This window comes from Pseudomonas frederiksbergensis (assembly GCF_000802155.2).
GTDB lineage: Bacteria > Pseudomonadota > Gammaproteobacteria > Pseudomonadales > Pseudomonadaceae > Aquipseudomonas > Aquipseudomonas frederiksbergensis_A.
Window position 1 is genome coordinate 351,868 of record NZ_JQGJ02000004.1, and the last position, 14,716, is coordinate 366,583.

Consider the following 14,716-nt stretch of genomic DNA (forward strand, 5'->3'; position numbering starts at 1 on the left):
GCGCGCCGATCAGTCTGGAATGACGTCAGGGGCCTGCCGTGGCGCAGGCGCGGTCAACGACGTGATCTTGATCAGCAAGCCGAGATGGCCATTATCGAGGAAATTCAGCTGGCCATTCTTGGTATGGCTCTGCTGTTTCAGGCGCTCGCTGGCCGTGACCAGGCCATTGGCGTCGATCTGGTTGATCCAGAAGTCGGCGTCCACGTCGGTGAAACGGCCGAGTTTGAGTTCCAGGGTGCCTTCGATGGGAAACTGGCCGAACTGCTCGGCGCCCTCGCTGACGGCGATCTTGCGGCCCTGTTCGCCCAGGTTCTGTTGCCAGGCTTTGTGCATCAACACGGTGTACTGGCCGCTGGCGTTGAGTTTTTCGACGATGTTGCCCAACGCTGGCGTGCGCTGGCTGTCCGCGCCCAGGCGTTGCGCGCCGGCGTCCCAGTCTTCCGGTGCGGCGCGGCTGATAATGGCCGGCTCGGCATTCTGGCGGACCAGGATCATTTCGACCTGATACAAGTCGTCGGCAACCGCCAGTGGAGCGATCAGCGTCATCAACAACATCAAGGAGTGAAACAGGCGCATTGGGCGTCCTTCAAGCAGTGGTCGGATTGAGGCGTTCGAACAGCGCCTCTACGGTATTGAAGCGCTCTTCCGGGCGCTCCATGGGCACCATGAACTTGAACATCGTGGCGCCTTCGAATTTGTAGCGTTTGGGTTGGCCCTGGATCAGCTTGATCAGCACCAGCGGATCGACCGGGGTCTGGGCCTCGAATTCGATCCGGCCGCCGTTGGGCCCGCCGTCGACTTTCTTGATGCCCAGTTGTTCGGCCTTGAGCTTGAGCAGCGTGGTACGCACCAGGTTCTTGGTCGGTTCCGGCAGCAGGCCGAAGCGGTCGATCATCTCCACTTGCAGGTCCTTCAGGCCTTCCTCGTCGGTGGCCGAGGCAATGCGTTTGTAGAGAATCAGGCGTGCGTGGACATCCGGCAGATAATTCTCGGGGATCAACGCCGGCACCCGCAGGTTGATTTCCGGTCCGCCGCCCAGGGGTTGGTCGAGGTTCGGCTGCTCGCCCTTGCGGATCGATTTGACCGCGCGTTCGAGCATCTCCATATATAGCGTGAAGCCCACGGCCTGGATCTGCCCGCTCTGGCCATCGCCGAGCAATTCGCCGGCACCACGGATTTCCAGGTCGTTGGTGGCCAGCACGAAGCCTGCCCCCAGATCTTGAGTGTTGGCGATGGCTTCCAGGCGCTTCTCCGCGTCCGGGGTGATCTGCTGGCGCGGAGGCGTCAACAGGTAGGCATAGGCCTGGTGGTGACTGCGTCCGACCCGGCCGCGCAACTGATGCAACTGGGCCAGGCCGAACTTGTCGGCGCGCTCGATGATGATGGTGTTGGCGCTCGGTACGTCGATGCCGGTCTCGATGATGGTCGAGGCGATCAGCACATTGAAGCGCTTGTGGTAGAAGTCGCTCATCACCTGTTCGAGCTCGCGCTCGCGCATTTGTCCGTGGCCGATGCCGATACGCGCTTCTGGCACCAGCTCGGCGAGGTCGGAGGCGCATTTCTCGATGGTCTTCACGTCGTTGTGCAGGTAATAGACCTGGCCGCCGCGCAGCAACTCACGCAGCAGCGCCTCCTTGACCGTGCTCTTGTTCTGCTCCATCACGAAGGTGCGCACCGACAGGCGACGGGCCGGCGGCGTGGCGATGATCGACAGGTCGCGCATGCCCGACACCGCCATGTTCAAGGTGCGCGGAATCGGCGTGGCGGTCAGGGTCAGGATGTCGACTTCGCTACGCAGGGCCTTGAGCTGTTCTTTCTGGCGCACGCCAAAGCGGTGCTCTTCATCGATGATCACCAAACCCAGGTTCTTGATCTTCACATCGTCCTGCAGCAGTTTGTGCGTGCCGATGACGATGTCGATCTTGCCTTCGGCCAGGTCCGCGACGGCGGCGTTCACTTCCTTGGCGGACTTGAAGCGGCTCATCACTTCCACGGTCACTGGCCAGTCGGCAAAGCGGTCGCGGAAACTGTTGTAGTGCTGTTGGGCGAGCAGGGTGGTCGGCACCAGGATCGCCACTTGCTTGCCACCGTGCACGGCAATGAACGCGGCGCGCATTGCCACTTCAGTCTTGCCGAAGCCCACGTCGCCGCAGACCAATCGGTCCATGGGCTTGGGCGCGAGCATGTCGGCGCGCACGGCTTCGATGGTGGTCTGTTGGTCGACGGTTTCTTCGAACGGGAAACCGGCGCTGAAGGTTTCGTAGTCGGCTTTCGGGTCGGCGAATGCATAACCCTCGCGCGCCGCCCGGCGTGCATAGATGTCCAGCAATTCCGCCGCCACGTCGCGCACTTGTTCGGCGGCCTTGCGCTTGGCTTTCTGCCAGGTTTCCGAGCCGAGGCGATGCAGCGGGGCCAGGGCGTCGTCGCTGCCGGTGTAGCGGGCGATCAGGTGCAGGTTTGCCACAGGCACGTAGAGTTTCGCGCCTTCGGCGTATTCGAGGGTCAGGAATTCGGCGGCCTGGTTTTCGATTTCCAGGGTCGCCAGGCCCAGGTAGCGGCCCACGCCGTGATCGATATGCACCACCGGCGCGCCTTCACGCAGTTCGGTGAGGTTCTTGATGACCGCATCGTTGGCGGCGTCGGCGCGCTTCTCGCGGCGGCGACGCTGCATGACGCGCTGGCCGAACAACGGACTTTCGGCCACCAGGGCCAGGGCGGGATCGTCAAGAACCAGGCCGTCGTTGAGCGGCGCGATTGTAATCGCCAGCCGATCCTTGCCCGAAACAAAATCAGGCCAGCTGTCGACGGTCTTCGGGCGCAGCTTCAGGCGTTCGAGCAGTTCCAGCAACACTTCGCGGCGGCCCGCGGACTCGGCGGTGAACAGCACGCGGCCAGGGAATCCATCGAGGAAACCGGCCAGGGCTGCCAGCGGTTGCGTGGCCTTGGCTTCGATTGCCAGGTCGGGCAAGGGCTTGGCGGGGAAGCGTTCACGGCCGACGCCGGTTTCCACGTCCTGCTGGCTCGCCACCACGCGCGGCCAACTCTTGAGGCGGGCGAAGCAATCTTCCACGGGCAAGAACAGCTCGGCGGGCGGCAACAAAGGACGGGAAGGGTCGACACGACGCTCTTCGTAGCGATTGCGCACGTCGTTCCAGAAGTTTTCCGCCGCCTGCTCGATGCCCGGCAGGGAAAAGACCTGGGTGTCCTGAGGCAGGTAATCGAACAACGTGGAGGTTTCTTCGAAGAACAACGGCAAATAATACTCGATGCCCGCGGGGGTGATTCCGCTGCTCAGATCCTGGAAGATCGGGCAACGACGGAAATCCACGTCGAAACGTTCGCGAAACCGCGCTTTGAAGCGGGTGACCGCATCTTTTTGCAGCGGGAATTCCTTCGCCGGCAGCAGGCGGATCGACTGGACCTTGTCGATGGAACGCTGGTTTTCCGGGTCGAAGGTGCGCAGGGTCTCGATCTCGTCATCGAATAGGTCGATGCGATACGGCAGTTTGCTGCCCATCGGGAACAGATCGATCAAAGCCCCGCGCACCGTGAATTCGCCGTGCTCGTACACGGTATCGACGTAGCGGTAGCCACTGGCCTCGAGCCGAGTGCGCATTTGTTCGACGTCGAGCTTCTGGCCGATGTCCAGCACCAGGCTGCTGCCCAGCAGAAACTGGGTCGGTGCCAGGCGATGTAGGGCTGTGGTGATCGGCACTACCAAAACGCCATGACTGAGCTCCGGCAGCCGATAAAGGCTGGCGATTCGCTGGGAAATGATGTCCTGGTGTGGCGAAAAAAGGTCGTAGGGCAGAGTTTCCCAGTCCGGGAAATGCAGCACTGGCAAATCCGGGGCGAAGAAGCCCAGCTCCTGTTCCAGCCGCTCGGCGCTCTGGCTGTCGGCAGTCAACAACAGGGTGAAGCGCTTTGCAGCGCTGGCGGCCTCGGCGATAGCCAGGCTCAGGGCGGCACCGGGCAGGTTGCCCCAGTGCTGTTTACCTGCCGCGGCAGGGAGAAGCGGAAGACGCAGAACGGGCACGGAAGGTTGAGCTCCAGCGTTGCGACAAAGTCGACAATTGTAGCGGGGGAAGTGCCCGGCTGTCAGTCGCGGACTACGCTGTCAGAACGCAAAACCACGGCGCGACGGGCGCGCATTGCTCCGCAGAGGACTCGGCGGCATAATGTAGCCCCTTTTTTCAGCCCCTACATGTGGAAGGTTACCGTGACTCAGAAGCCCGACCAGTGTCTTGGTGAATGGATTGATCGTGAAGCACTCGCAGAAGCGATGATCCCTCTCATCGGTCAGCTCTACCGCAATAACAACGTGGTGAGCTCGATCTATGGCCGCAGCCTGATCAACCAGTCTGTCATCGCGATCCTCAAGGCCCACCGCTTTGCTCGCCACCGTTCTTCCGACGACAGCGAACTCTCCGTCCACGAAACATTCCCCCTGCTCAAGGCCATGAGCGAGCTCAAGCTCGGCGCGGCTTCGGTAGACCTGGGCAAGTTGGCGTTCAAATTCCGTAACGAAGCCAATGGTCGTAGTGCCGAGCAGTTCGTTCGTGAAGAAATGGCTGACGTGGTTGGCCAGCAAAACGCTTCGCCCCGCAAGGGCACCGACGTGGTCCTGTACGGCTTCGGTCGCATCGGCCGCCTGCTGGCGCGCATCCTGATCGAGAAAACCGGTGGTGGCGACGGCCTGCGCCTGCGCGCCATCGTCGTGCGCAAAGGCGCCGAGAATGACCTGACCAAGCGCGCCAGCCTGCTGCGTCGCGATTCGGTCCATGGTTCGTTCAATGGCACCATTACCATCGACGAAGAAAACAACACCATTACCGCCAACGGCAACCTGATCCAGGTGATCTACGCGAAGAACCCGACCGAGGTGGATTACACCCAGTACGGCATCAAGGACGCACTGCTGGTGGACAACACCGGCGTATGGCGTGACGCCGATGGCCTGGGCCAGCACCTGGCCTGCCCGGGTATCGACCGCGTTGTCCTGACCGCGCCTGGCAAGGGCAAGCTGAAGAACATCGTCCACGGTATCAACCACAACGAAATCACCGCTGACGACAAGATCGTGTCCGCCGCCTCCTGCACCACCAACGCCATCGTGCCGGTGCTCAAGGCCGTGAACGACAAGTTCGGCATCATCAACGGTCACGTCGAAACCGTTCACTCGTATACCAACGACCAAAACCTGATCGACAACTTCCACAAGGGCGATCGCCGTGGCCGTAGCGCCGCGCTGAACATGGTCATCACCGAGACCGGTGCCGCCACTGCTGCCGCCAAGGCCCTGCCTGAGCTGGCCGGCAAGCTGACCGGCAACGCGATCCGCGTACCGACGCCAAACGTGTCGATGGCCATTCTCAACCTGAACCTCGAGAAAGCCGCGACTCGCGAAGAGATGAACGAATACCTGCGCTACATGGCGCTGCACTCCGATCTGCATAAGCAAATCGACTTCGTCAACTCGCAGGAAGTGGTGTCCACCGACTTCGTGGGCTCGCGCCACGCTGGTGTCGTCGACGCTGAAGCGACCATCGTCCAGGATAACCGCGTTGTCCTTTACGTCTGGTACGACAACGAGTTCGGCTACAGCTGCCAAGTGGTTCGCGTGATGGAAGACATGGCTGATGTGAATCCGCCTGCGTTCCCGCGCTAAGCCTTAGCTGCAAATGAAAGCGCCCCGACTTGTCGGGGCGTTTTTTTATCTGGGGGTTTGTGTTGCTTGGGCCGGTCTCATCGCGATCTATCAGGTGCCGCTCACAACGCAAGCCTGCGCCGTGCGCAGTTCATGCCGATTACCCCTGAACAGCACCAGCGTCGCAATCAACCCCAGCACCGCCGCACCGCTTAGCCATATCCCCGGTGCAGCCTTGTTATCCAGCACATGGATCAAATAGGTGCAGGCCGCCGGGGTAAACCCGCCGAAGGTGGCGGTGGCAAGGCTATAGGCCAGGGAAAAGCCGGTGGTGCGCACCTCGACCGGCATGATTTCCGTCAAGGCGACCACCATGGCCCCGTTGTAGGATCCGTACAGGAACGACAGCCACAACTCGACGATCAGCAAATGGCTGAAACTGGGGTTCGCCACCAACCAGGACAGTGCCGGATAGGCGGTCAGGATCGCCAGGACAGTGGCACCGAGCAGCAGCGGTTTGCGTCCGATCTTGTCGGAAAAGGCGCCCATCACCGGTAGCCAGAAGAAATTCGACAAGCCAATGCACACCGTTACCAACAGCGCGTCCAGGTCCGAAAGGTTCAATTCGGCCTTGCCGAACGTCGGCGTATAGGCCGTGATCAGGTAGAACGACACAGTGGTCATCACCACCAGCGCCATGCCGGCCAGGACGATGCCGAAGTTCTGACCGATGGAGCGGACAATTTCCGACAGGGTCGGGCGATGTTTTCTGGCCTTGAACTCAGGCGTTTCCTCCAATGAGCGGCGAATTACAAAGATGACCGGCACGATCATGCAGCCGACCAGGAACGGTACGCGCCAGCCCCATTCGCCCATGTCCTGCGGGCTCAGCCAGTGATTGAGACCGACGCCCAGCAGGCCGGCGAATACCACTGCGGCCTGTTGGCTGGCCGACTGCCAACTGACAAAAAAGCCCTTGCGCCCCGGCGTGGAGATTTCCGCCAGGTACACCGAGACTCCGCCCAGTTCCACGCCAGCGGAAAAACCTTGCAGCAATCGTCCCAGCAGTACCAGCAATGGTGCCGCTACGCCCAGTGTGGCGTAACCCGGCACGCAGGCAATCAACACCGTGCCGGCGGCCATCATGGCCAGGGTGATGATCAGGCCTTTGCGGCGACCGTGGCGGTCGATGTAGGCACCGAGGAAAATCGCGCCCAGTGGGCGCATCAGGAACCCGGCGCCGAACGTGGCCAGCGATAGCATCAGCGAGGCGAAGGCGCTGTCGGTCGGGAAGAACGTCTTGGCGATGGCAGTGGCGTAGAAGCCGTAGACCATGAAGTCGAACATTTCGAGGAAGTTGCCGCTGACGACGCGGAAAATCGCCTTGCCGTTGCTCGTGTTGGAAGACATGGGGGTACTCACTTTCGTATTTTGTTGGAAGCGCAGAACCTGAGGGAGCGCTGTAGCCCATAATGGCCGGCGTGGTTTTGAGGGGGGATGAAGATTTGTTAACTGGACGACGCATAGGGCTTGTGATGCTGGCCGGCGTGTTATCCGCTTGCGGCAACGGCGACACCCTGGAGCGCTTCGACGGCCCGACCATGGGCAGCCGCTATTCCATCCAGTACGTCAGCCATGTCGCCACGCCCGGTCCGAAAGTGGTGCAGGGCGAAGTGGAAAAGATCCTCTCGGAAGTGGATCGGCAGTTGTCCACCTATCGCAGCGACTCGGACATCGAGCGTTTCAATACGCTGCCTGCCGACAGTTGCCAGGTAATGCCGGGCCCGGTTCTCGAACTGATCCGCGCGGGCGAGCAATTATCTTCGCAAAGCAACGGTGCCTTCGATCTGACCGTTGAGCCTCTCCTGAACCTTTGGGGGTTCGGTCCTCAGTCCCGAGAAGAAAAGGTGCCGAGCGCCGAGGCCCTGGCCGAGGCTCGTCAGCGCGTTGGGCATGAACATCTGCGCATTCAGGGCGACCGGCTGTGCAAGGACGCCGCGGTGGAAGTCGATTTCAACAGCATCGCGGCCGGTTACGCGGTCGATCGCATCGCCGCCAGGCTCCAGGCCCTGGGCATCGACAGTTACCTGGCCGAGGCCACCGGCGAACTCAAGGCCGTCGGGCACAAGCCGGATGGTTCGCCGTGGCGCATCGCCCTGGAAGAGCCACGAGACGATCGGCAGGTGGCCGAGCGTGTTATCGAGGTCAACGGCTACGGGATTTCAACGTCAGGCGACTATCGGAAATATTTCGAGCAGGGCGGCAAGCGTTATTCCCATACCTTCGATGCGCACACGGGGGCGCCCGTCCTACACAACCTTGCGTCAGTCACGGTCATTCATCCTTCAGCCATGTTGGCCGATGGACTATCGACGCTGTTGCTGATTCTCGGTCCTGAACGGGGTTGGGACTATGCCCAGGAACACGGTATCGGGGTATTTTTTGTATTGCGGGACAATGACCGTTTTGTCGTTCGCACCAACGATGCGTTTGAACGGATGGCGGGCGGAAAAACCCAATAGATTGTCCAACAAAGAACTCGTGGCGAGGGAGCTTGCTCCCGCTTGAGTGCGAAGCGCTCACAAAAGGGGCTGCTGCGCAGCCCGGCGGGAGCAAGCCCCCTCGCCACGATGATTCCGGCTGATTTTCAATATGTAAGGACAGCGCCCCGAAAGCTTCCCTGTGGCCTGCGCCTTGCCTGGCCCGCCTTAAGGCACAACGCGGCGGGGAAACTAATTGAGAACGCCCCCTAGCCTACGACGCGACCAAGGGGTAATGTGCGCGGCGTTGACGCTTCTATAGACTGTGGCCGGGCGCGTGAACCGGCCTAAAATTGTTCCTTCATGCCGCCGGCCGGCATGATTTAGCCGTGGATGCCAAGCATGGCATCGCGGCCTGTTCCGAGGAGTACGCATGGCTGTCTACAACTACGACGTGGTGGTACTGGGTTCCGGCCCGGCGGGGGAAGGCGCGGCAATGAACGCGGCCAAGGCAGGGCGCAAGGTGGCGATGGTCGACAGCCGTCGGCAGGTCGGCGGCAACTGCACCCACTTGGGTACCATCCCGTCCAAGGCCTTGCGTCACTCGGTCCGGCAGATCATGCAGTTCAACACCAACCCAATGTTCCGTGCCATCGGCGAGCCGCGCTGGTTCTCCTTCCCGGACGTGCTCAAGAGCGCCGAGAAGGTGATCTCCAAGCAGGTGGCCTCGCGTACCGGCTACTACGCTCGCAACCGCGTCGACGTTTTCTTCGGCACTGGCAGCTTTGCCGACGAGCAGACGGTCGAAGTGGTCTGTGGCAACGGCGTGGTCGAGAAGCTTGTGGCCAAGCACATCATCATTGCCACCGGTTCGCGCCCCTATCGCCCGGCTGACATCGATTTCAACCACGCACGTATCTACGATAGCGACACCATCCTGAGCCTGGGCCACACTCCGCGTAAGCTCATCGTCTACGGTGCCGGCGTGATCGGTTGCGAATACGCTTCGATCTTCAGCGGCCTGGGTGTACTGGTGGAGCTGGTGGATAACCGCGGCCAATTGCTGAGCTTCCTGGACTCGGAAATTTCCCAGGCCTTGAGCTATCACTTCAGCAACAACAACATCACCGTGCGCCACAACGAAGACTACGACCGCGTCGAAGGCGTCGACAATGGCGTGATCCTGCATCTCAAGTCCGGCAAGAAGATCAAGGCCGACGCCTTGCTCTGGTGCAACGGTCGTACCGGCAATACCGACACCCTGGGCCTGGAAAACATCGGCGTGAAGGTCAACAGCCGTGGCCAGATCGAAGTCGACGAGAACTACCGCACCTGCGTACCGAACATCTATGGTGCCGGTGATGTGATCGGCTGGCCAAGCCTGGCCAGTGCCGCCCACGACCAGGGCCGTTCGGCTGCCGGCAGCATTGTCGACAATGGTAGCTGGCGCTTCGTCAATGACGTGCCGACCGGCATCTACACCATCCCGGAGATCAGCTCGATCGGCAAGAACGAGCAAGAGTTGACCCAGGCCAAGGTGCCTTATGAAGTGGGCAAGGCCTTCTTCAAGAGCATGGCGCGGGCGCAGATCGCTGGCGAGCCGCAAGGCATGCTGAAAATCCTTTTCCACCGCGAGACGCTGGAGGTGCTGGGCGTACACTGCTTCGGCTACCAGGCTTCGGAGATCGTGCACATCGGCCAGGCAATCATGAACCAGCCGGGCGAACTGAACACGCTGAAGTACTTCGTGAACACCACGTTCAACTACCCGACCATGGCCGAAGCCTATCGGGTCGCGGCGTACGACGGGCTCAACCGGCTTTTTTGAGCGGCTCCGGCCGGTGGCCTGAGCCGGCCGGGGAGACCGATTTCAGCAATTCTCGAGGGTGGCAGTGGCCAAACCGGGAAAGTCTGTAATCAGGCTGTCAGCGCCAAAATCGGCGAGCCTGCGCATGAGCGCGGGCTCGTTGACCGTCCACACCGACACATGCAACCCCTGGCGCTGTGCCTTGATCAGGCGTTCCGGCGTGCACAGGGTCCAGTTCAACGCCAGAATCTCGCAGCCGTAGCTCTGGGCGACCTTCAACGGGTCGAGCCAGGCGTATTCAGCCACCAGTCCACGGGAAATGTCCGGGGTCAGGTCCAGGGCCGCCTTGAGCACTTCCCGGGAACTGGAGGTGATGGTGATCTTGTCCAGCAGGCCGAAGCGTTGGGCCATCTCGCGGATGCCCAGTACCGTCGCGGCGGCGCGGGTACGTGACGCGCTTTTCACCTCGAGCTGCCAATGCTCGAAGTCGCATTTCTCGAACAACTCTTCCAGTCGCGGAATCGGGCATGGCTTGATCCAGCCCGGGCCACCCTTGCGCGCATCGTAGGTCACCAGTTCGGCGGCGGTATGCTCGACCACTTTGCCCCGGCGATCGGTGGTGCGCTTGAGGGTCGGGTCGTGGATGACCATCAACTCGCCGTCCATGGACAGGTGCAAGTCCAGCTCGCAACGGCGCACGCCGTGCTTGAGACATTCCTGGAAACCGGTGAGGGTATTTTCCGGTGCTTCGCCCTTGGCGCCGCGGTGGCCATAAATGAGGGTCACGGTTCTTCCTTATTGGTGCCAGATTCGTTCAGTTCACGGGCCAGGCGCCGTTCTTGCGCCTGTTTCTGCAAGATGTAGCGGGCCAACAATTGACGCTGGGCGTCGGTCGGGTGTTCAAACTCGGTGCCGATGTCGTAGCCGTCACCCTTCGGATCGCAATGGGTGACCCGCGCCCGCAGCAACAGACCGAGGGCCTGGGGCATCAGCACCAGCTTGATCGACAGATGCGCGCCGACGGCGACGGGGGTGGGGTACTGGAAGTCGATGCCGCCTTCGGAAATGATCACCGGCTGCGGTTCGCCGATTTCGCCGAGCACCGTCACGGCGATGACCTGGCTGAGCAGGTCGATGCGTTTGTTCATGGCCTTGAGGTACGCCGCGATGCTGCGCTCGCGCTCGCTGATCTGGCGCAACAGGTGCTGAGACTCGAATTCGCTCAGGTGCAGTTCGCTGAGCAGATTGAACAATGGGGACTCATCCTGCAACACTTCCTGGCTGGCAGCTTCAGGAATGGACAGGGGCCGAATATCCAGTGCGATCGTGTCCTCGATACGGTAGTATTCGCGGCGATCTTCTTCATCTAATGTCGACATGGCGAACCCATGGTAGCGGCGGTGGTCTGAGTGTAAAGCTGGTTTGTGACCCCCGCCACAAGGACGTTCCTTTTCCCTCCGAACAAGCCCCGACATGTTCAGACCTCTCTTCGTATTCATCGGCACGCGTTATACCCGTGCAAAGCGTCGCAATCATTTCGTATCGTTCATATCCCTGACGTCCATCATCGGACTGGCCCTTGGCGTGGTCGTGATGATCGTCGTGCTGTCGGTGATGAACGGCTTCGACCATGAAATGCGCACCCGCGTGCTGGGCATGGTGCCCCACGCGACACTCGAAACCGGCGAAGCCATCAGCGATTGGCCGAGCCTGGCCGCCAAGGTCAAGCAGAACCCGCAGGTGCTGGCCGTGGCGCCCTTCACCCAGATGCAGGGGCTGCTGACCAACGACGGCAAGGTTTCCAAGGTCTTGCTCAATGGCATCGACCCTGGCCTGGAGCGGCAGGTGTCGATCATCGACAACTTCATGAAGCAGGGCAAACTCGACGATCTGGCGCCGGGCAGCTTCGGCATCGTGATCGGTGACAAGGCTGCGGCGAAGCTCGGCGTGGCCATCGGCGACAAGCTGACGTTCGTCGCGCCGGAAGTCACCGTCACGCCGGGCGGCATGTTTCCACGCATGAAACGCTTTACCGTGGTCGGCATCTTTCATGTCGGCGCCGGCGAGCTCGATGGCTACCTGGGCGTGACCAATCTTCAGGATCTCGCCCGCCTGCATCGTTGGAAGCCGGACCAGGTCCAGGGCCTGCGGTTGAAGTTCGATGACCTGTTCCAGGCGCCGCGTGTTGCCTGGAACATTGCCCAGCAGCTCGGTGAAGACCGTTATTACGCCCGCGACTGGACCCGCACCCACGGTAACCTGTACCAGGCGATCCGCATGGAAAAAGCCATGATCGGCCTGCTGTTGTTGCTGATCGTTGCCGTTGCGGCGTTCAACATCATTTCCACGCTGGTGATGGTAGTAAACGACAAGAAGGGCGATATCGCCATCCTGCGCACGCTTGGCGCCACGCCGGGGCAAATCATGCGCATCTTCATGGTCCAGGGCACGGTCATCGGCGTCATCGGTACGTTCGTCGGGGCCTTGGTCGGGATGTTCGCCGCGCTGAACGTGAGTGCCGCGATTGCCGGTCTCGAAACCCTGATCGGGCACAAGTTTCTCAACGCCGACGTGTACTTCATCGACTACCTGCCATCGCAGTTGCAGGCCGACGATGTGTTGATGGTCTGCGGCGCCGCGTTGGTCCTGAGTTTCCTCGCCACCCTGTATCCTGCCTGGCGTGCCGCGCGCACCCAGCCTGCGGAGGCGTTACGTTATGAGTGAGTCGGGCATGAGTGAAAAAGCGATCTTGAGCTGCCGCAACCTGGGCAAATCCTACGAGGAAGGTCCGGAGTCGGTGGTGGTGTTGTCGGGCCTGCAACTGGAGCTGCACCCTGGCGAGCGCGTGGCGATTGTCGGCACCTCCGGGTCGGGCAAAAGTACCTTGCTCAACCTGCTGGGCGGCCTGGATACGCCGACCGCCGGCAGTGTCTGGCTGGCCGGCGAAGAACTGTCGGCGCTGAACGAGAAGGCCCGTGGCCTGCTGCGTAACCGTTCCCTGGGTTTCGTCTACCAGTTCCATCATCTGCTGCCCGAATTCACGGCGCTGGAGAACGTCTGCATGCCGCTGTTGATCGGCCGCACGGCGATTCCCGAGGCTCGTCAGCGCGCCACTGCACTGTTGGAGCGGGTAGGGCTGGGCCATCGCCTGGAACACAAGCCAGCCGAGCTGTCCGGTGGCGAGCGCCAGCGCGTGGCGATTGCCCGCGCCCTGGTCAACAAGCCCGGCCTGGTGATGCTCGACGAGCCGACCGGCAACCTCGATTCCCATACCGCCCAAGGTATCCAGGACTTGATGCTGGAGCTCAGCACCTCGATGCGCACGGCGTTCCTGGTGGTGACCCACGATATGAACCTGGCCCGCCAGATGGACCGTGTCCTGCATTTGCAGGAAGGTTGCCTGACGCCTATCTGATCGACCGAAACCCGGTGCTTGCCGCAAGCGCCGGGTCTTTTATTTTCATACGGTGCCCAGCGAATGTTCAGACCGTTATCGATTTTCATCGGCACGCGCTATACCCGCGCCAAGCGTCGCAATCGCTTCGTGTCGTTCATTTCCATGACCTCGATGATCGGCCTCGCCCTTGGCGTATTGGCGATGATCGTCGTGCTGTCGGTGATGAACGGCTTTCAGCGCGAAATGAGCTCGCGCATCCTTGGCATGGTTCCGCATGCCACGATCGTTGGCGTAAACCCGATCGACGATTGGCAACCAGTGGCCGCCGCCGCGCTGAAGAACCCCGAAGTCACCGCCGCCGTTCCGTTCACGGAAATGGAAGGCATGCTCAGCCATAAAGGTTCGATGCAGCCGATCCAGATCAGCGGTGTCGACCCGGCCCAGGAAGGCAAGGTGTCCATCGTTGCCCAGCACATTGTCCAGGGGCGCCTCGATGCCCTGAAGCCGGGTGAATTTGGCGTGGTGATCGGTGAAATCACGGCCCGGCGGTTCCGCCTGAATGTCGGCGACAAGCTCACCTTGATCGTGCCGGAAGTCAGCACCGCCCCCGGTGGCATCACGCCACGGATGCAGCGTTTGAACGTGGTTGGTGTGTTCAAGGTCGGTGCGGAGCTGGACGGTTCCATGGCGCTGATTCACTTGGCCGACGCCGCGCAGATGCAGCACTGGCAGCCGAACCAGGTGCAAAGCGTGCGCCTGGCGGTGAAGGATCTGTACGCGGCGCCGAAAGTCTCCAGCGACATCGCCACCGGTCTTGGCGCAAGCTTCAAGTCGGACGACTGGACTCACACCCAGGGCAGCCTGTTCAGCGCCATGAAAATGGAAAAGACCATGATTGGCTTGCTGCTGCTGATGATTGTCGCGGTGGCGGCGTTCAACATCATCGCGACGCTGATCATGGTAGTGAACGATAAAGGCGCGGACATCGCGATCCTGCGCACCATCGGCGCCACGCCGCGGCAGATCATGGCGATCTTCATGGTCCAAGGCACCGTGATCGGCGTTGTCGGCACGTTGATCGGTGGTGTGCTGGGAGTGATCGCGGCGCTGAACGTCAGTGAGTTGGTGGGCTGGCTGGAAAGGGTCAGCGGCCAGCATATCTTCAGTTCCGACGTGTATTTCGTCAGCAACCTGCCGTCCGAGCTTCAGCGTGGCGACGTGGTGCTGATCTGTTCTGCCGGGTTCATCCTCAGCTTCCTTGCCACCGTATACCCGGCCTGGCGCGCGGCGAAGATCGAACCGGCGCAGGCGTTGCGGTATTCCTGATACCTGGGGACGACTTCAAGACTCTTGTGGCGAGGGATAAATCCCTTGCCACGGGGGGA

The 14,716-nt window shown here is 61.3% G+C and carries 11 protein-coding genes; 6 read left to right on the top strand and 5 right to left on the bottom strand.

Annotated features, from left to right (window positions below; genetic code table 11):
- Positions 1-9 precede the first annotated feature (9 nt).
- Complete coding sequence (locus tag JZ00_RS10150) at positions 10-576, bottom strand: CsiV family protein (protein ID WP_039589088.1); 567 nt, start codon at positions 574-576, stop codon at positions 10-12.
- 10 nt (positions 577-586) lie between these two features.
- Positions 587-4,036: a transcription-repair coupling factor gene (gene mfd / locus JZ00_RS10155; RefSeq protein ID WP_039589089.1), complete on the bottom strand. Its 3,450-nt coding sequence runs from the start codon at positions 4,034-4,036 to the stop codon at positions 587-589.
- Between the two features lie 168 nt (positions 4,037-4,204).
- On the opposite strand from mfd, the gene JZ00_RS10160 reads away from it, so the two are divergent.
- A complete protein-coding gene (locus tag JZ00_RS10160) occupies positions 4,205-5,668 on the top strand; it encodes a glyceraldehyde-3-phosphate dehydrogenase (RefSeq protein ID WP_039589090.1) in 1,464 nt (487 codons plus the stop codon).
- Between the two features lie 90 nt (positions 5,669-5,758).
- Here JZ00_RS10160 and tcuC read toward each other — a convergent pair whose 3' ends face one another.
- Positions 5,759-7,057, bottom strand: a complete 1,299-nt coding sequence (gene tcuC, locus JZ00_RS10165; RefSeq protein ID WP_039589091.1) for an MFS transporter — start codon at positions 7,055-7,057, stop codon at positions 5,759-5,761.
- Between the two features lie 125 nt (positions 7,058-7,182).
- Here tcuC and JZ00_RS10170 point away from each other — a divergent pair, with 125 nt between their 5' ends.
- Complete coding sequence (locus tag JZ00_RS10170; protein WP_039589092.1) at positions 7,183-8,169, top strand: FAD:protein FMN transferase; 987 nt, start codon at positions 7,183-7,185, stop codon at positions 8,167-8,169.
- A gap of 391 nt (positions 8,170-8,560) precedes the next feature.
- Positions 8,561-9,955 (top strand): Si-specific NAD(P)(+) transhydrogenase, encoded by a 1,395-nt coding sequence (gene sthA / locus JZ00_RS10175; protein WP_003183399.1) that lies wholly within the window; start codon positions 8,561-8,563, stop codon positions 9,953-9,955.
- 42 nt (positions 9,956-9,997) lie between these two features.
- Here sthA and JZ00_RS10180 read toward each other — a convergent pair whose 3' ends face one another.
- Both JZ00_RS10180 and JZ00_RS10185 read right to left on the bottom strand, forming a co-directional pair.
- Complete coding sequence (locus tag JZ00_RS10180; protein WP_003199672.1) at positions 9,998-10,720, bottom strand: glycerophosphodiester phosphodiesterase; 723 nt, start codon at positions 10,718-10,720, stop codon at positions 9,998-10,000.
- Entirely contained in the window at positions 10,717-11,313 is a 597-nt protein-coding gene (locus JZ00_RS10185) for a PilZ domain-containing protein (protein ID WP_039589093.1), read from the bottom strand. Before JZ00_RS10185 ends, JZ00_RS10180 begins: the two co-directional genes overlap by 4 nt.
- A gap of 94 nt (positions 11,314-11,407) precedes the next feature.
- On the opposite strand from JZ00_RS10185, the gene JZ00_RS10190 reads away from it, so the two are divergent.
- The 3 genes from JZ00_RS10190 (at position 11,408) to JZ00_RS10200 (ending at position 14,657) form a co-directional block, all read left to right on the top strand.
- Positions 11,408-12,658 carry a lipoprotein-releasing ABC transporter permease subunit gene (locus JZ00_RS10190; RefSeq protein ID WP_039589094.1) on the top strand — a complete coding sequence of 417 codons (1,251 nt, stop codon included), beginning with the start codon at positions 11,408-11,410 and terminating at the stop codon, positions 12,656-12,658.
- A 7-nt stretch (positions 12,659-12,665) separates the two neighbouring features.
- Complete coding sequence (lolD, locus tag JZ00_RS10195; RefSeq protein WP_162843734.1) at positions 12,666-13,349, top strand: lipoprotein-releasing ABC transporter ATP-binding protein LolD; 684 nt, start codon at positions 12,666-12,668, stop codon at positions 13,347-13,349.
- Positions 13,350-13,412: 63 nt separating this feature from the next.
- Positions 13,413-14,657: a lipoprotein-releasing ABC transporter permease subunit gene (locus tag JZ00_RS10200; protein ID WP_039589095.1), complete on the top strand. Its 1,245-nt coding sequence runs from the start codon at positions 13,413-13,415 to the stop codon at positions 14,655-14,657.
- Positions 14,658-14,716: the final 59 nt, after the last annotated feature.

Coding starts and splice junctions, on each gene's coding strand:
- JZ00_RS10150 (WP_039589088.1), bottom strand. CDS start 576: ATGCGCCTGTTTCACTCCTTGATGTTGTTGATGACGCTGATCGCTCCA.
- JZ00_RS10160 (WP_039589090.1), top strand. CDS start 4,205: ATGTGGAAGGTTACCGTGACTCAGAAGCCCGACCAGTGTCTTGGTGAA.
- tcuC (WP_039589091.1), bottom strand. CDS start 7,057: ATGTCTTCCAACACGAGCAACGGCAAGGCGATTTTCCGCGTCGTCAGC.
- JZ00_RS10170 (WP_039589092.1), top strand. CDS start 7,183: ATGCTGGCCGGCGTGTTATCCGCTTGCGGCAACGGCGACACCCTGGAG.
- sthA (WP_003183399.1), top strand. CDS start 8,561: ATGGCTGTCTACAACTACGACGTGGTGGTACTGGGTTCCGGCCCGGCG.
- JZ00_RS10185 (WP_039589093.1), bottom strand. CDS start 11,313: ATGTCGACATTAGATGAAGAAGATCGCCGCGAATACTACCGTATCGAG.
- JZ00_RS10190 (WP_039589094.1), top strand. CDS start 11,408: ATGTTCAGACCTCTCTTCGTATTCATCGGCACGCGTTATACCCGTGCA.
- lolD (WP_162843734.1), top strand. CDS start 12,666: ATGAGTGAAAAAGCGATCTTGAGCTGCCGCAACCTGGGCAAATCCTAC.
- JZ00_RS10200 (WP_039589095.1), top strand. CDS start 13,413: ATGTTCAGACCGTTATCGATTTTCATCGGCACGCGCTATACCCGCGCC.